Source organism: Aquimarina agarivorans, from assembly GCF_000218485.1.
GTDB lineage: Bacteria > Bacteroidota > Bacteroidia > Flavobacteriales > Flavobacteriaceae > Aquimarina > Aquimarina agarivorans.
The window spans coordinates 19,514-36,557 of sequence record NZ_AFPB01000167.1; the positions used below are offsets into that span (position 1 = coordinate 19,514).

12 protein-coding genes are annotated in these 17,044 nt (G+C 34.1%); 7 read left to right on the top strand and 5 right to left on the bottom strand.

Annotation, left to right across the window (positions count from 1 at the left end):
* Positions 1-204: 204 nt before the first annotated feature.
* Positions 205-1,515 carry a ribosome biogenesis GTPase Der gene (gene der, locus GMC_RS0113350; RefSeq protein ID WP_010522618.1) on the bottom strand — a complete coding sequence of 437 codons (1,311 nt, stop codon included), beginning with the start codon at positions 1,513-1,515 and terminating at the stop codon, positions 205-207.
* A 272-nt stretch (positions 1,516-1,787) separates the two neighbouring features.
* Positions 1,788-2,678, bottom strand: coding sequence for a GTPase Era (gene era / locus GMC_RS0113355; protein WP_010522619.1), 891 nt, complete (start codon positions 2,676-2,678; stop codon positions 1,788-1,790).
* Between the two features lie 427 nt (positions 2,679-3,105).
* Here era and GMC_RS0113365 point away from each other — a divergent pair, with 427 nt between their 5' ends.
* Positions 3,106-5,673: a carbohydrate-binding protein gene (locus tag GMC_RS0113365; RefSeq protein WP_010522620.1), complete on the top strand. Its 2,568-nt coding sequence runs from the start codon at positions 3,106-3,108 to the stop codon at positions 5,671-5,673.
* Positions 5,674-5,706: 33 nt separating this feature from the next.
* On the opposite strand, the gene GMC_RS0113370 is transcribed toward GMC_RS0113365, so the two are convergent.
* A complete protein-coding gene (locus GMC_RS0113370) occupies positions 5,707-6,168 on the bottom strand; it encodes an RNA methyltransferase (protein WP_010522621.1) in 462 nt (153 codons plus the stop codon).
* Between the two features lie 87 nt (positions 6,169-6,255).
* Here GMC_RS0113370 and GMC_RS0113375 point away from each other — a divergent pair, with 87 nt between their 5' ends.
* A complete protein-coding gene (locus GMC_RS0113375) occupies positions 6,256-6,819 on the top strand; it encodes a TetR/AcrR family transcriptional regulator (protein WP_010522622.1) in 564 nt (187 codons plus the stop codon).
* Positions 6,820-6,917: 98 nt separating this feature from the next.
* Here the strand turns inward: GMC_RS0113375 and GMC_RS0113380 are convergent, their stop codons facing one another.
* Positions 6,918-7,739 carry a DUF5777 family beta-barrel protein gene (locus tag GMC_RS0113380; protein WP_238528006.1) on the bottom strand — a complete coding sequence of 274 codons (822 nt, stop codon included), beginning with the start codon at positions 7,737-7,739 and terminating at the stop codon, positions 6,918-6,920.
* Between the two features lie 135 nt (positions 7,740-7,874).
* Here GMC_RS0113380 and GMC_RS0113385 point away from each other — a divergent pair, with 135 nt between their 5' ends.
* Both GMC_RS0113385 and GMC_RS0113390 read left to right on the top strand, forming a co-directional pair.
* Positions 7,875-8,234 (top strand): hypothetical protein, encoded by a 360-nt coding sequence (locus tag GMC_RS0113385; protein ID WP_010522624.1) that lies wholly within the window; start codon positions 7,875-7,877, stop codon positions 8,232-8,234.
* Positions 8,235-8,280: 46 nt separating this feature from the next.
* Positions 8,281-8,784, top strand: coding sequence for a YceI family protein (locus GMC_RS0113390; RefSeq protein WP_238528007.1), 504 nt, complete (start codon positions 8,281-8,283; stop codon positions 8,782-8,784).
* A gap of 170 nt (positions 8,785-8,954) precedes the next feature.
* On the opposite strand, the gene GMC_RS0113395 is transcribed toward GMC_RS0113390, so the two are convergent.
* Positions 8,955-10,532 carry a solute:sodium symporter family transporter gene (locus tag GMC_RS0113395; protein ID WP_010522626.1) on the bottom strand — a complete coding sequence of 526 codons (1,578 nt, stop codon included), beginning with the start codon at positions 10,530-10,532 and terminating at the stop codon, positions 8,955-8,957.
* A 322-nt stretch (positions 10,533-10,854) separates the two neighbouring features.
* On the opposite strand from GMC_RS0113395, the gene GMC_RS22360 reads away from it, so the two are divergent.
* From GMC_RS22360 to GMC_RS0113410, 3 genes are all read left to right on the top strand, one after another.
* Positions 10,855-11,184, top strand: coding sequence for an FG-GAP repeat domain-containing protein (locus GMC_RS22360; protein ID WP_238528008.1), 330 nt, complete (start codon positions 10,855-10,857; stop codon positions 11,182-11,184).
* A 583-nt stretch (positions 11,185-11,767) separates the two neighbouring features.
* The gene (locus tag GMC_RS0113405) at positions 11,768-14,950 is read left to right on the top strand and encodes a SusC/RagA family TonB-linked outer membrane protein (protein ID WP_094766301.1); all 3,183 of its coding nucleotides are present in this window, start codon (positions 11,768-11,770) and stop codon (positions 14,948-14,950) included.
* Positions 14,951-14,961: 11 nt separating this feature from the next.
* Positions 14,962-17,034 carry a RagB/SusD family nutrient uptake outer membrane protein gene (locus GMC_RS0113410; protein WP_010522629.1) on the top strand — a complete coding sequence of 691 codons (2,073 nt, stop codon included), beginning with the start codon at positions 14,962-14,964 and terminating at the stop codon, positions 17,032-17,034.
* The last annotated feature ends 10 nt before the right edge of the window (positions 17,035-17,044 follow it).

Sequence of the window (17,044 nt, forward strand, 5' to 3'; positions counted from 1 at the left end):
AAAAATATATATTTACTTATTATTTTTAGATGTTATCTTACATGCTTGTTTCAACAAGCAGATAAAGTTCATTTAATATCGATTAAAAAAAAGATTTACTTATAGAAAGGATCAAAAAATTATGTGCTACTTGTAAAAATGATGCAAAGTGTGTTAATTTGTCAAAAATAATTAGTTGAAAGTCAGGAGTACTCAAAAATTAATTTACTTTTTTCGGAAATAAATACTGATAGGTACACCGTTAAAATCAAATTCTTTTCTCAATTGGTTTTCAACAAAGCGTTTGTACGGATCGCGTACATACTGGGGTAAATTACAAAAAAACACAAATTGAGGTTGCGGCGTAGGCAGTTGCATACAGTATTTTATTTTTACATACTTTCCTTTATATGCCGGAGGTGAATTATGTTCAACAATAGGAAGCATAATTTCATTCATTACACTTGTTTTAATTTTTTTGGTACGATTTTTATAAACTTCTACGGCAGTTTCCATAGCTTTATAAATTCGTTGTTTGGTCAGTGCCGAAATAAAAACAATAGGAACATCAGTAAAAGGAGCAATTTGTTTTCGGATGTGGGCCTCAAATTCTTTAGGAGTGTTGCTCTCTTTGTTTTCAATTAAATCCCACTTATTTACTAAAATGACGACCCCTTTGCGGTTACGTTCCGCCAGCCAAAAAATATTTTGAACTTGGGCATCAAAGCCTCGGGTAGCATCTACAACTACCAAACACACATCAGCATGTTCAATAGCGCGTACGGAACGCATAACGGAATAAAATTCAAGATCTTCCTTTACCTTTGCTTTTCTGCGAATTCCTGCGGTATCTACCAAATTAAATTCAAAGCCAAAACGATTGTATTTGGTGTCAATAGCATCACGTGTGGTGCCAGCTATATCAGTCACAATATTTCTTTCTTCTCCGATAAGGGAATTAATAAATGAAGATTTTCCAGCATTGGGCCTACCTACTACGGCAAAACGTGGCAATTCATCTTCACGATTGTCATCCTCTTTTTCAGGAAGTATTTTAACCAACTCATCTAAAAGCTCACCCGTACCACTTCCATTAATACTAGCAATGGAAAAATAATCACCCAGTCCAAGATTGTAAAATTCCATAGCGTCATTAACACGCATGGCATTGTCCACTTTATTAACTGCTAAAAGTACAGGCTTTTTTACCTTACGGAGAAGTTTAGCCACATCCTCATCCATGCTTGTAATACCAGTTTCAACATCAACCATAAAAATAATGGCATCTGACTCATCAATAGCAAGCTCTACTTGTTTGTCAATTTCAGTTTCAAAAATATCATCGCTACCAACAACGTATCCTCCAGTGTCAATTAATGAAAATTCACGACCGTTCCATTCTGATTTGCCGTAGTGTCGATCACGGGTTACGCCACTAACTGAGTCAACTATAGCGTCGCGACGCTGAATTAATCGATTAAAAAAAGTAGATTTTCCAACGTTTGGACGACCCACGATAGCTACTATTGTACTCATACTGAGGATTTCAAAATTTGTGCAAAAATACGTCTTATTTTAGTAGTAAGTACCCCTATATTATATAAAAAGCAACATGCTGTTGCTGTTTGAGTTGCTGTAAAATATCAGGGCATGAGCAAATGTGTCAAAAAAACTATACCGGTTCGGATTTTAAATTACTCAAATAAAAATTTGGAATTTTTTGTTTTATGTTAAAGTATCAAGCAAAAAAGAACCAATTTAAATGGGGAATTTAATGTTGAAAACGATATTGATATTAGAGGGCAAAATTATTTTTTTTGCTGATATCCAAAACGTTTCAATTGATTTTGATTACTACGCCAGTTTTTGTTTACTTTACAAAAAAGTTCAATGTGAATTTGCTTACCAAAAAACTTTTCTAAGTCCTGGCGGGCTTCTTGCCCAACCCGTTTGATGGCACTTCCTTTGTGACCAATGATAATGCCTTTTTGGGTTTCGCGTTCCACCATGATTATAGAATTAATACGAATTATTTTTTCATCCTCTTCAAAAGATTCAGTAACAACCTCTACAGCATATGGGATTTCTTTTTTGTAGTGCAAAAGTATTTTTTCGCGTATGGCTTCATTAACAAAAAAACGTTCTGGTTTGTCTGTAAGCTGATCCTTGGGGTAAAAGGCAGGCGATACTGGCAATAAATCAACAATTCGATCAAAAACAGTTTGAATATTAAATTTTTCTAAAGCTGAAATAGGCAAAATTTCAGCATTTGATACTTTATGAGTCCAATAAGCTACTTGTTCCTCTAAGGTTTCTTGATTGGATTTATCTATTTTATTCAATAACAAAAGTACCGGTATTTTTGAATTGTTGATTTTGTTGAAAAACTGTTCGTCCTTAAGTTCTTTTTCGCCAATTTCAACCATGTAAATAAGGATATCAGCATCTTCAAAAGCAGATTTCACAAAATCCATCATGGAAGTTTGCAATTCATAGGCAGGCTTAATAATCCCAGGAGTATCCGAAAAAATAACTTGAAAATCATCACCGTTAACAATACCTAAAATACGGTGACGCGTAGTTTGTGCTTTGGAGGTAATTATGGAAAGTTTTTCGCCAATTAACGCATTCATTAAGGTAGATTTCCCAACATTTGGGTTTCCAATAATATTTACAAATCCAGCTTTATGGTTTTCCATGGGAACAAAAGGGCTTAAATTAGGTCACAAAGGTAGGGGTTTTGCATTTATTTATCGGAATTTTAATAAAAGTGAATAAGCTCCATTGAATATAAGATGCACGAAAATTAAGGCTATTTCTATTTCCGAAATAAAGCAAACTTTAGCGTTGGATTTATTATCACCGCTTTTTATAAAACAATATGGTTACCAAACGGTGTTGTAGTTTGAAGCTTTAAACCAAATAAAATAAATTGCTGTTTTAACCCTTTATGTTAAGAAATAGAAGGGATGTAGCTAATAGTGCCATAATTTGATGAAGTTGTTTGGCAAATATTGAAAACCTATTGTCGAAATTGTCAAAATAAATAAAGAAAAAACCTACATATAGCTAAATTTCTAGGTATTTAAAAAAAACCTTTTTCTATTTTCGAACAAAATATAGATTATGATTCGACACGCTCAATTGAATTTTAAAGGAATAGTAACGGTTGCTTTTTTATGTAACTTCTTTTTTTTAGCAGCCAAAGATATCTACGTATCCAAATCAGGGAATGATTCCAACGATGGTTCGCAGGCATCACCTTACTTAACAATTAATAAAGCCGCACAACAAGCAAAAGCAGGGGATACGGTAATTATTGAATCAGGAACTTATTTTGAAACGATCCGTCCTGTAAACTCGGGTAATGCGGGCAATCCAATAATTTTTAAGGGTAAAGAAGGAGACAAAGTAATTATTTCAGCCATGCAATCCTTGCAAAATTGGGAATTGGATGCGGGCTCAATTTATAAAACAACAGTAGATTGGGATTTAAAGGATTACAACATGTTAATGAATAATGGAGTAGTTATGGATTTAGCACGTTGGCCCAATAATACGGACGGGAATCCATTTTCATTAAATTCTGTAAGGAGTGAGGGAGGATCAGATTCATCCAACTTAAACAACGCTTTTTTATTAAATAAGGAGATACCAAACGTAGATTGGACAGGTGGAAATATTATGTTTTATGGCGATCGAGGGGGCTCAGGATGGACTACTTGGAGGGAGTACATTACCGGAGGAAGCACAGGAAGAGTAAACTTTACAGTAAATAAATCAGCCGATTGGATTATTGCTGCACACCCGCCAGCTGATGGTGGTGATTTCTTTTTAGAAGGTGTTAAGGGAGTATTAGATTATCAGAATGAGTGGTGGTTTAATAGTAATTCCAAAACGTTATATGTTCAAGTGCTTGGAGGCAACAAACCTAATGATGGTCAGATTGCTATGAGACAAAGGCAAATGACGGTTAATTTAAATAAAAGAAATTACATAGAAATACAAAATTTAGCGGTTTTAGGAGGGAGGATTGAAATTGATGGCACTGGTAACAGAATTTATAAAGTGAGTAGCTTTCATGGAGATTATTACCGAGGTGTAGCACAATCATTTATTGCTGATTGTAGAAATGTGATGGTAAAATGGAATGCTAAAAATAACATAATTGAACAGTGCGAAATTGCATATGGAGCAGGTTCAGGAATTTACGACCAAGGCAATGGAACAAAAATTATTAATAATTATATTCATGATTTTGATTACCTGGGCGATTATAATGCTCCGGTATTAGCTAGAGGGGCTTCCAATTGTTTGTTGAGTAAAAATACTATAAAAAACGGTGGGAGAGATGCCATTCAAATCATTACAAAAAATTCAACTGTGGAGTATAATGATGTGTCAAAAAGTAATTTGATAGCTGATGATTGTGCATTAATTTATACCATAGGCGAAGATTTGAATATGGAAATCCACCACAATTGGTTTCATGATGCTGAATCAAGAGGTAAATTAAAAAAAGCAGCTGGTATTTATTTGGATAATGATGCAGGTAAGGTAAATGTTTACAGAAATGTAGTTTGGAATACTGAATGGACAAGTGTGCAAATTAACTGGAATGGAACTGATATTAATGTGTACAATAATTCATTTGCAAAAAATATTGCTACCATGGGAGCCTGGCATAAAGCGGGTACTATGTTTTCCAATGTTAATGTATGGAATAATATTACGGATAAAGAAGGATCAAGTGCAGGAGGGCAAGAGGAGGAAGCTACTTGGGAGCCTCAATCTGATAAACAAAATAATTTAGTAGACCAGGAATCATATGTAAATTGGGAGGGCAATAATTTTCAGTTAAAACCAAATGCGAAAGCAGTTGATTTTGGAAGGATTATTCCGGGATATACAGACGGTTTTAAAGGAAGTAATCCTGATGTTGGGGCATACGAATTGGGTGATAATTGGGTGCCTGGTGTGGAATGGGACCTAAAAAAAGGCCCTTCAGGTAATGGGTGTTACAATATTTTAGGCGAAGAATGTGAAATTGCTTTTCAAACCATTCCTGGGAAAATAGAAGCAGAAGATTTTATCAAGCAAAATGGGATGCAAATAGAACCGACTGAAGATGTTGGTGGAGGATTAAATGTAGGGTTTATTGGAGCTAATGATTTTGTTGAATATGCTGTTAGTGTAGCTGAAACTGGAGCGTATAAATTTAATTTTCGAGTAGCCTCAGATACCAATGGCGGTACAATTGTGATTATGAGTAATAATGTAGTACTAGAAAATTTAAATGTAGGTAATACGGGTGGATGGCAAGAGTGGACTACTGTGGACAAAGAAATTACTTTAAATGAAGGTGATCAAAACTTGAAATTTGTTTTTGAAGGGGAATCTCAGTTTTTACTTAATTTAAATTATATAGACATCAATTTGTCAAGTACGCTATCTATATCCAATTTTGAAGCTTTGAGTGCGGAAATTTATCCTAATCCAGCAACGAACTTTGTAACTATTAATTTGAAAAAAAAGGAGTTGAGTTTATCGGTATATGATTTATCCGGTAAATTAATACTATCTTCTTATTTTGAAAATGAAAACAATGAGATAAATATATCAAATTTGGATCGTGGAATGTATTTGCTTTGCGATAAAGATTCTGGTGCATCCTTTAAATTAATCAAGCAATAGTTTTGATAAATTTCAACCATCAACTACTGATCACTAACTCCTAGGTTTATTAATACCTCTATCATACATAACTATACTGCCAGCTACGGCAACATTTAAACTTAAAGTAGATTTAAATTTGATTAAAAAGTGAGATTTTTGAATTGCTTTTTTGGACAAGCCGTGGTCTTCAGCGCCAAGTAAATAAGCACACCTACGTGGGTGTTCAAAAGTTTCAAGATGATGAGCGGTATCACCTAGCTCAACCCCTACTAAGCGAACACCTTTAGGGAGGTTTTTGAAAAATTCATCAAAAGTATCGTAATGGTAATAGGGCATCGATTTTACAGCGTTGTGCGTGTCGCAAGCTTGTTTTGCGTACCGATTGCCAATTGTAAAAATGAAACTAGCACCCATATTTTGTGCGCTACGCCATAGTACCCCTAAATTTTCAGGTGTTTTTCCGTTTTGTATGCCTATACCAAAAAATTCATTTTCAAGGTTATTCGTGCTCATAAAATATTTTTTGTAAAAATACTTTTTTGAGCTAATGTTTTGAAATTAAATAGGTGCAAGCGTATCTCTTTTTTTTATCTTAGTAAAATGAACCCCCAACAAGTAAAGCAACACGTCATTGAAGTTTCCTCGGAACTTTTTTATAAAAATGGTTATTCGGGAACAAGCATGAATATGATTATTCAGGCAACAGCCATTCAGGCAAAACAGTTATTTGAACTATTTGAGTCAAAGGAAGCCATTTGTATCGCTTTTTTAGCCCAAAAAAACGAAAAATTTCTTGCAGAAATAGATGAATTTGTGTCAAAAAGACCAGTTGGTTATGAAAGAATTATAAGTGTTTTTGATTTTTTGGAAATTTTATATGATTCAAATGAGTTTAATGGGTGTTGGCGTGTAAAAACAATTTCTGACATCCCAGAAAATGATCAATTACTTAAAAATTCAATACAAAAGCATAAAGGAGAATTTTTGAATTTTTTAGAGAAATTAATTCAAGAAAATGAGCCAAAATTGACAGCTGAAGAAACAAAAACCTTATCAAAACAAATTTATGTATTGTATGAAGGTGCTATCACTGAAAGTTTATCACATAATCAAAAATGGCCAATAGCTACTGCAAAGGCATTATTTAGTCGAATTCTTAATTAATCACTTTATTTAGTAGTTTATTATGGTGTAATTCGATGGTTTTGGTAGTGAAAGCTTTTTTAGTATAAGCGAGTAATTGCAATGATTTTAGTGTAATATTAATTTTTTGATTTTCGATTGAGTAGAAAGTCTCGGTGTAAATTAAACCCAAAAAAGAAATTTCCATCACTCCAATCGCCACTGGCATTTGAAAGAAATGCATTTTCAAACATTCCTTGTGCGTTGGTAAAATGCAGTTGAAAAACATGTCCTCCGGTTTCTATTTCAACTCCTACCGAAAGGGGATCTCTAAAACCTGTATTTTTTGCTCTGTTTAAATGCGCTCCATAATCTACAACCACTCCAAAACGTTTGGTTATTTGATATTTTCCTCCTAAGCCTACAGCATATTGAGCGTTTTCTTGTTCTGGGCTTCTGACTAAGCCGTCATAAAAAAAAGTAGGTATTACTTCTAGCGAAAGCTTTGAGTTGAATTTGCGCGATATTATAAGTTGATTGGTGTACCGCAAACGATTTTCAAACTCAAGTTTAGGCAATACGGATAATTCTTTGTCCAATGCAGTATTTACGGCTATTAAATTGTATCCAGCCAAATTAAAGGGAAACCCATTGTTTTGCTGATTTACTAGTTTATATTTAGTAGCTAGGTCGTACGTTTTATCAAACTTGCTTCGCGAAAAGCTAATATTAATAGCCTTAGTTAAGCCATAAATAAATTGTATTCTAGTTGAGGCCTGATCTAGCCCAAACAAATCATCAATTCCATTTTTTACAGTTCCAAAACGATGAGCAATAACTAAATTTAAGTGATGTTTGGGGACAAGTTTTGTGGTTTCAAAATTTATAAGCTTATAACTTTTAAATGCGGATTGTACGGTTTTTTTTGGGGGAGTTGAACTAGGTGTTTTCAATGATTTCAAAAGATCGTTTTGAGCATATATTGAGAAATTAAATAAAAGGGAGCTAATAGAAAGTGCAATAAATTTCATGGTTTCATGTTTGTAAGGATAGGTCGATATTCTGGACTCAAACTTAACATATTAAATTAAATTATTATGAAACTCTTTTTTTTGCCGTTGATCAGTGCGTTTTTTTTATTTAGTTGTAGTGGAGATAGTGAAGATGATTTAAAGGAAACTCCTTCGACAACAGGTCAGGAAGTTAATTTAATTTTTGAAAAAGATGTAAAACCATTAATAGCGGATAGGTGTTTAAAATGCCATGGTAGTCCAACAATGTTTGGAGCTCCTGCGAGTGCTGTATATGTAACTTTTGACCAAGTGAGCGCAAATGCTAATGCTATGTTGGCTAGGATGAGTAATGGATCTATGCCACCTGCATCCGAAGGTATGTTGTCAGCATCATTTGTGGAAACTTTTAATAAATGGATCGATGATGGGAAATTGGAGGAGTAATTTTCTTTTTCTAGGTCTTTTAATGTTGTTTCAAAGCAGTATTTGTTTGGACTCGGTTTTTGGACAACAAACCTATAAAACTGCAACAGGGATTATCAGTTTTAATGCTGCAAAAACCGCTATTGAACCTATTCAGGCAAAAAATAGTCAGGTAAAGGTTGCTTTTAGACCTAGTGATGGGGCTTTAGTTGGTTTGTTGAAGGTGTCAGATTTTGTGTTTCCTAACGCGTTAATGCAAGAACATTTTAATGAAAATTATATGGAAAGTGAACAGTATCCCACGGCAAGTTTTGAAGCCAAAATTGATGATTTGGATAATTTGCTAGCTAACGAAACTAAGGTTAAAGGTGTGTTTAATATTCACGGGATAAAAAAGGAATTATTTATTCCAATAACATTGATAAAAAAAGGGGAGGGCTTTGAATTAAAATCAAACTTCAAGTTGCTATTGAAAGATTTTAAAATAAAAGTACCTTCATTGATGTTTTACAAAATTGCGGAGGTTGTTGATGTGGTTTTAAATGCACGGTTGACAAAAGTGGAGCAATAATACTACAAAAATGATACGATTATATTGTTTTGGTTCAACACCATTTATTGGAAAAGCCTAATTTTTATTTGAACAATTCAAAACAATTATTGAACACAAAAAAACCAGCTTTTGCTGGTTTTTTGTGTTCACAAGTAATAATGTAAATGAATTAATTTGAACCATTCAATTTATCTAAATACCACGTATGTACTAATGACAACAATGCAAATGGCTAACCCTACAGGTTTAACGTATTTCCAAGTAGTTAAATCCACATCTTTAGTGTATTGTTGAATGTAATCAGTTGGTCTTGGTTTTAATTTGCCAATAACAAGCATAATAATAACGGTAAGTACAAAGGTGATTGCCTGAATGTGTAAAAAGTGAGGCAATTCTATTTCCATTCCTTTTGAAAGAATAATGTAAATTACGTAGAGGCAAAACGAAAAAATTAAACCTGCTTTGGCGGCTAAAGCGGGAACACGTTTTGTTAAAAACCCAATCACAATTACCGTTAAAATAGGGATACTGTATGCGCCATTAACTGTTTGGAGGTAGCCAAAAATGCTGCCAGCATAGTGTAAAAACGGGGCAATACACATGGCAAAAAGAGCTAGTGCAATTCCAAAAGTTTTTCCTTTATTTACCACCTGCCTTTCAGTTGCTTCGCTATTCATGAATTGCTTGTAGATATCAATTCCAAATAAAGTTACGCAACTATTTAATGCGGAGTTAAAGGAACTTAAAATAGCTCCAAACAATACTGCAGCAAAAAATCCTACATAGCTCACGGGGAGTACATCAGCAACAAGTTTGGGGTAGGCCAAACTGGAACTACTCAAATTTCCTCCATATTTATGAAAGGCAATAATACCAGGAAGTACAACTATAATAGGACCAAGTATTTTGATGAAAGCTGCTAAAATTAACCCTTTTTGACCTTCAATAAGGTTTTTAGCTCCCAAAGCGCGCTGAATAATTTGTTGATTGGTTCCCCAGTAAAACAGTTGTACTAACATCATTCCTGTAAAAATAGTTGAAAAAGGTATGGCGGAATCATTGCTGCCAATGGCATTAAATTTTTCAGGATGTTGATTCATTAATTTGGTGATGCCTGATAAAATATAGCCATCATCACTAATGGACATTAATCCAAAAATTGGAATTAATAGTCCTCCAATTAATAACCCTATTGCATTTATGGTATCCGAAACAGCAACAGCCTTTAATCCTCCAAAAATAGCATAAATAGACCCTATAACTCCAATGCCCCATACGGTAATCCAAATAGCTTGAATTTCAGTGACACCTAATAATTTTGGAAAATCAAACATGGTGCTAATACCTACGGAGCCCGTATACAATACAATGGGTAACAAAACAATTGCGTAGCCGGTTAAAAAAAGCCCGGAAGTTATTGCTTTTGTGGTAACATCAAATCTTCTTTCTAAATAAGTTGGTATCGTTGAAACACCTCCTTTTAAATATTTAGGCAATAAATAAATGGCAGTAATTACCATGGCGATGGCAGCTAGTGTTTCCCATGCCATTACTAAAATTCCATTTGAATAGGCATCTCCATTTAAGCCAACTATTTGTTCGGTGGAAAGGTTAGTGAGTAATAATGATCCAGCAATAACGCCAGCGGTTAAACTCCGACCACCTAAAAAATAACCATCAGATGAGTTTTCATCTGTATTACGAGTTGACCACCATGCAATAAGAGCAACAAGAATTGTAAAACCAATAAAAGAAATTATCCCCATAATTTTAATGTGTAAAATTTAAACAAAAGCTAAAATATCATTATTTGTAAGATTAAAAATCGTTTTAGTTCATAAATTCATCAAAAAAGAGTCAAATTATCAGTTAGTTGTAAATTTGTAATCATTGGTTTTGGTGTTGAGAATATTTTATTGTGGATTTTTTTTTAAAGTTCAAAAAATGAATGTAATATTGATTGTTTATTAGTGCCATAATTCATTTTAGTTTATTCAACATTTAAATATGATGTGTCGATTTATATTTATAGTATTTCTTTTTTTAATTGCTTGTTCACACACCAAAAAAGAAATAAAAGCAGAAAAAATGTTGCTTTTTTCAAGTTTATCATCTTCTCAAACTGGAATTGATTTTTCAAATGATATCGCTGAAGATTACAATAATTTTTTTGGTGTTTTTAACTATGCTTATAATGGAGCTGGTGTAGCTGTAGGGGATATTAATAATGATGGTTTGGAGGATGTTTATTTTGTTGGAAATCAAAAGGAAGATAAGCTTTATTTAAATAAAGGAAATTTTAAGTTTGAGGATATTACCATTAAAGCAGGCATTCGTGCAAAAAAAGCTTGGCATAATGGAGTAGTAATGCAAGATGTGAATACTGATGGTTATGTGGACATATATGTAACCGTATGAGGGTGGAAAGAACCAAAGAATAGCAGAAAAAATTTGCTATACATTAATCAGGGTGATGGCACTTTTTTAGAACAAGCCGAACAATTTGGGTTAGATGACTCAGGGTTTTTAAATTAAAAGAGTTTTTAGAGATGCTCATAACAATACTAATACTTTCAGCTATTTATCTACCAACAAAAGTGGCATATTTCTTCCTAATAATGTCAAAGGATTATGGCCAATAACTGTTCGCAATAAAAAAAGCTATTTGGTTGCTATCAATAATAGCGAAATAAAAATTCTTCAATAATTCTAACGCATATATTGCAAGCAGTACTTTTCATAAAAGGCTAATTTTATTTGATAAAAAAAGGTACTTATCAATTGGTAGGAATTTACTTTCTCAATTTTTAACTTTTTTTTAGAATATTTTCTTTAAAAAATCAAGGTTCTATATCGCTTGTAATCAGCTTATTAAGATATGCTAAAACGTTTTTTTAAACTGTTTTTTAATTCTTTTCGTCTGATTTAATATTAACATTATGTTAATGATTTAAGGGTAGTTTATCCGTTACTTTCGTCGCCATAACTAAAATTAAATTAAATGATGAAAAACAACTTTCGATTAGTCGATCGGCTTAAATCGATGCTTTTCGTGTCAGTTTTATTACTCGGTTTTGGCTTTATGAATGCACAAACTAAAACGATTACGGGTACAGTAACAGGGGAGGGTTATCCGCTCCCAGCAGTTAGTGTATTAATCAAGGGAAGTTCATCAGGAACGGTAAGTGACTTCGATGGAATATTTATTCTTGAAGCAGAAGAGGGTGATGTATTGGTATTTGATTATGTAGGATTTAAGTCTCAGGAGGTAGTTGTAGGTAAAGAAAATACAATTAATGTGAGCATGAAGGAAGATGTATCCGTGCTAGAAGAGGTGGTTGTAGTGGGATATCAAAAACAGAAGAAAATTGAGGTAACTGGAGCAATTTCTTCTGTAAAAGGCGATGAGTTGACAAAACAAGCTGTTGGTGACCCTGCTGAAGCGCTTCAAGGTAAGCTAGCAGGTGTAAATATTCAAGCTTCAAGCGGTTCACCTGGTGCTCGTGCAAATGTGCAAATTAGGGGAGCAAACTCTTTAAATGGATCAGATAGTGATTTCAATAATCCGAATGCAGCCTTACAAAATCCTTTAGCCGATGGATTATCGCCACTTTGGGTAGTTGATGGTTTACCAGTTACTGGTGATCCTAATTTAAGTCCTAGTGAAATTGAATCTATTGAAGTTTTGAAAGATGGGGCTTCTGCATCGATATATGGTATTAGAGCAGCTGCAGGGGTAATTCTTGTAACCACCAAACGTGGTGTAAAAGGAAAACTTAAAGTTGATTTTAACACATATTCATCGGTAAACAGATTAACAAGAAGGGTTTCTGTGTTAAATTCAAGTCAGGCATTGGCAAATGACCGAAACATTATTGAAAATACAGGAGGACAAGTGCAAACCGAAGGTATTTTGACAAGAAATCCAAACGCATTTAATTTCGATACAGATTGGCAGGATGAAATATTAAATCAATATGCATATTCAAACAATGCAAATTTGAGATTTTCAGGAGGAGTTGATTTTCTGAACTATAGTTTAAATATTGATTACTTAAATCAAGAAGGTAATATTGTAAATTCAAATTTTGAGCGTACTAATATTAAATTAAATACGGGCTTTAATAATGGAGGTAAATTTAATGCGTTTACAAGTTTTTCAATTTCTAATTCAAATGCAAGAGTTGAACCATGGAGAATTTTGTACGATGCGCTTACTGCTCCTTCATACATACAAGGGCCTGGTGATTTAGCAAATGCAAATACTATTTCTTTAGATGAAAACTCAGCAAACACAATAGCGGCAAATAATGTAATTGATAAATTAAGGCAAGAAAACAGAAGGGAGACATTAAGTGGAAGTTTATACGGAACGTTTAATTATAATTGGTTTGAAGGGTTTAATACTAAATTGAATTTAAGTTTCAGTAGATTCGATTTAAAGGATCGGTTTTTTGATCCTGCATTTTTCTTCCTTGGACTGGATGGCGGTGTAAATGAGGGGCAAATAGCACAAACAATTGCCACGTTGCAAGAACGTAGAGGGTTAGGAAAAACGAGCTTGGTCGAGTTTTTTACAGAGTATGAAAAAGATTTTTCAGGACATAAGCTTTCAGGTCTTGTAGGGGTTACTAGCGAGAATAGAAGCTGGGCTCAATCAGGAGTATCTGTTAGGGATTTTGATACTGCAGGTTTTCCGAATATTAATGCTGCTAAAGACAAGTCGGCAGTGCAGGCTTCTGGAAATTTAACGGTAAACAAACTTAGGAGTTTGGTTGGAAATATGGGGTATGGTTTCAAGGAAAAGTATTTGTTAAGAGCTAATGTACGTAGAGACCAAACCTCAAACTTTACAGCTGAAAATAGGGCAGAAACATTTGGAGGTATCTCTCTAGGTTGGGTGCCAAGTAAAGAATCGTTTATTGAAAACTCTGATTTTTTATCCTTTATTGAATCATTAAAGTTTAGAGCAAGTATTGGGTGGGTTGGTAATCAAAATGTTGAAGCATTTATAGCTAATCCAGGGATCAGTTCAGGAACCAATATTATTTTAGGAACAAGAAATGTAGAGGTTGTAGGAATATCCAGAACGCAAATAGGGAATTTGGATTTGACTTGGGAAACTAGTGTTTCTGAAAATTTGGGAGTTGATTTATTATTGTTTGGAGGTGCTTTTAATTTTACAGGAGAGCTTTACCGGGTAGAAAAAGATAATTTATTGTTTTTGGCTAATACAGCACTTTCTTCAGGGTTTAATCCAACGTTTCCAAGTCCAACAGCTACAGTGTTTTCCAATGTGGGTGCATTGGTAAATGAAGGGGTGGAATTAACAGCAGGGTACAGAGATATTAAAGGTAAATTTCAATGGAATTTGTCGGGTACGTTTACATCAAATAGTAATGAAATTACAGCATTGGCTGGTACCACTTCTCAAATTAATGGAGGACAACCAGCTCCGGGAACAAATCAGCTTCAGAATTTTCCAGTAAATTTTGGTCGCGAAGGTTTTCCAGTTGGTTCATTCTTTTTATTGGATTCTGATGGACTAATTAGAAATCAAACTGAACTTGATGAATATCAATTATTAGGCGGTGCTATACCAAGTAACGCTAAAATTGGTGACTTACGATTCAAAGACGTTGATGGGGATGGTTCAATAAACGTTCAAAATGACAGAACTTTTAAAGGAAGCTCTCTTCCTGATTTTGAAATAGGACTTAATTACGGGATGAATTATCAAAATTTTGACTTCTCCATGCAATGGTTCGCATCTTTTGGAGCTAAAATTTATAACGGCCCTAAAGCATTGGCTTATAATGCTCAAAATCATACGGACTTATTATTCGCTTACAGAGCGGATAATCAGGCTTCGGAAATTCCAATTAACCGACAAAGAGCAAGACCAACAAACTTTTTGTCAATTACAGATCAGTTTATTGAAGATGGTGATTACATACGTTTACGTAACATCCAAATAGGGTATAATTTCCCAAAGGAAACCCTTAAAAAAGCAAATTTGTCTAAGTTAAGAATATACCTAGCAGCATCAAATGTACTTACAATAACTGATTATACAGGTTTTGATCCTGAAGTTGGAGGAAACGGACTTTTTTCTAGGGGTATTGATCGTGGATATACTCCAGTTACAGGTTCAGGTAGATTAGGGTTGGAATTAAGTTTTTAAAACAAATGAAAATGAAAAATAAAAATTTATACAAATCATTTCTTTTTGTCATTGCAATTTTTCTTTTTAGTTGTGATGATGATTTGGATGTTCAAAATAATAATTCATCAGACCCTGATGTATTTCAGAGTCCGGTTGAAAGAGCGGAACAATTGGTTTTTGGAGCCTATAGCGCTTTGCAATTTCCAGGAGCTACGGGGGGTCAGGCAGCCATTGCCTCCGCTTGGTTTTCTGAGGTATCGGTAAATCCGAATAATGTTACTATACCATTTTCAACTGCAATTGGAGTAACTGATGGTGTTTATGATGAAACAGATGATATAGCGCAACAAATGTATTCTGATTTGTATCGCGTAGTTAATAGAGCTAATAATACTATAGCAACGGTTGATAAATTGCTGAGGTCCGAAATCCGAAATGCGATAGCTGCAAATAAAGCAACGCCATTAAATAATGATTTTGTGGCAGTAAATATATCAGATTTTGATAAAGAAAATTTTTCAGAAGATGAACGTAAAACTTTATTAGAAATTCCAAGTATCGTTGGGTTATCAAACGTAAGAGGTGAAGCGTTATTTTTAAGATCGTTAGCTTTATTTTGGTTGTCAAATTCATTTAATGGGGGTAATGTAGTGATGCCTTTAAAAATAGCTGCTGATGTGGAGGGAACGCGCTTACCATTATCTTCAAGAGCAACTGTTTATGAGCAAATAATAAAGGATTTAACGTTGGCAAAAAATGTGTATTTATCTAACGTTTTTGGTTGGTCGACCAGAAATCAAGATGGTAGAGCAACATTCGGAGCGGTAGCTTCTTTATTGGGGAAAGTATTGTTGTACGATGAAAAATTTGACGCTTCAGCGGATGTTTTTCAGGAAGTAGTTAATTGTGCGAGTTGCAATTACGCGCTAGTTGATGATTACGAGTCTAATTTTAAAGAAGAAGGTGAATTTAATTCAGAATCTGTTTTTGAAGTACAATACTCTGACAATTTGCCATTTGTACCTAATTTTGGTGATGGTGAAGGAACTACAACTAATGAATCTACCATTAGAGCAGCTTATTTTAGTGATGAGCAAGGTGGGTTTGGTTGGTTTAAGCCATCTCATTTTATTGTAACGTTATTTAAAAATGAAGTTAGAACAGCAGCTGATTTATCGGAAGAGGAAGCTTTTTATGAATTTGGTGAAAATGAATTGACCCCTAGATTATTTGCAAATCCAAGGCCAAGGTTACTCTCTAAACGGGCAAAAGCATCAATGGCATTTGCCGATGATGGTTCTTTATACTACGGTAGATCCACCGATAGCCAAGGTTTTTCAAACGGAACTTTTCCAACATTGCCAAGGAGAGCCGTAGTACGTAAATTTCATAATGATGAATTGACGGCCGAGTTACAGGCTTCTCCACTAAATGAAAAAATTATTAGATACAGTGATGTATTATTAATGTATGCGGAAGCATTACTAAGGGGCGCTGACGCAGAAGCTAATAAGCAACAAGCCATTGAATTGATTAATGAGGTTAGGGCTAAAAGAGGTTTGGTGAGTTTGGAAACATTGTTTCAAGGTGTGGAAACGCCTCCGATTGTGGATCTAACACTTAATGATCGCTTAAATAAGTTTCCGCCAAGCGAAGAAAATTTAAAAAATAATTTACCAAGCACTTTACAAATCAATGAGCAGGAATTAACTCCTGAAAATATTGTCTTCCATTTATTTGATAAAGAAAGACCTGCTGAATTTGCATTTGAAGGAAGGGGTATTTTATGGAATGATTTAAGGCGAAGGCCTTTGAGAAATAGCGGATCATCTTTAAGTCCTGCCTTAGAAAGACTGCAAGAACTAGCGGCAATTGATTACGAGTTAGTTGTACCAAATGCCTTAGATACCTCACCAGGTTTAATTGCTTTTATTAGAGTTAATGACAATGCAAGAAGTCGATTTTTAAAAGATTTTCAAAGACGAACGCAAAATATTCAATCAAGTTTTTTAAGGAGTAATTTATATTTTCCAATACCATTTGTGGCTTTAAATGAAAATCCAAAATTGTTTGACAACCCTAGTTTATTAATAACTGATTAATAAGATTGAA

Excerpts from the sequence above, each read along its gene's own strand:
- GMC_RS0113385 (WP_010522624.1), top strand. The coding sequence starts at position 7,875 with ATGAAACTCTTTTTTTTGCCGTTGATCAGTGCGTTTTTTTTATTTAGT.
- GMC_RS0113395 (WP_010522626.1), bottom strand. The coding sequence starts at position 10,532 with ATGGGGATAATTTCTTTTATTGGTTTTACAATTCTTGTTGCTCTTATT.
- GMC_RS22360 (WP_238528008.1), top strand. The coding sequence starts at position 10,855 with ATGTTGCTTTTTTCAAGTTTATCATCTTCTCAAACTGGAATTGATTTT.
- GMC_RS0113405 (WP_094766301.1), top strand. The coding sequence starts at position 11,768 with ATGATGAAAAACAACTTTCGATTAGTCGATCGGCTTAAATCGATGCTT.
- GMC_RS0113365 (WP_010522620.1), top strand. The coding sequence starts at position 3,106 with ATGATTCGACACGCTCAATTGAATTTTAAAGGAATAGTAACGGTTGCT.
- der (WP_010522618.1), bottom strand. The coding sequence starts at position 1,515 with ATGAGTACAATAGTAGCTATCGTGGGTCGTCCAAACGTTGGAAAATCT.
- GMC_RS0113410 (WP_010522629.1), top strand. The coding sequence starts at position 14,962 with ATGAAAAATAAAAATTTATACAAATCATTTCTTTTTGTCATTGCAATT.
- GMC_RS0113370 (WP_010522621.1), bottom strand. The coding sequence starts at position 6,168 with ATGAGCACGAATAACCTTGAAAATGAATTTTTTGGTATAGGCATACAA.
- era (WP_010522619.1), bottom strand. The coding sequence starts at position 2,678 with ATGGAAAACCATAAAGCTGGATTTGTAAATATTATTGGAAACCCAAAT.
- GMC_RS0113375 (WP_010522622.1), top strand. The coding sequence starts at position 6,256 with ATGAACCCCCAACAAGTAAAGCAACACGTCATTGAAGTTTCCTCGGAA.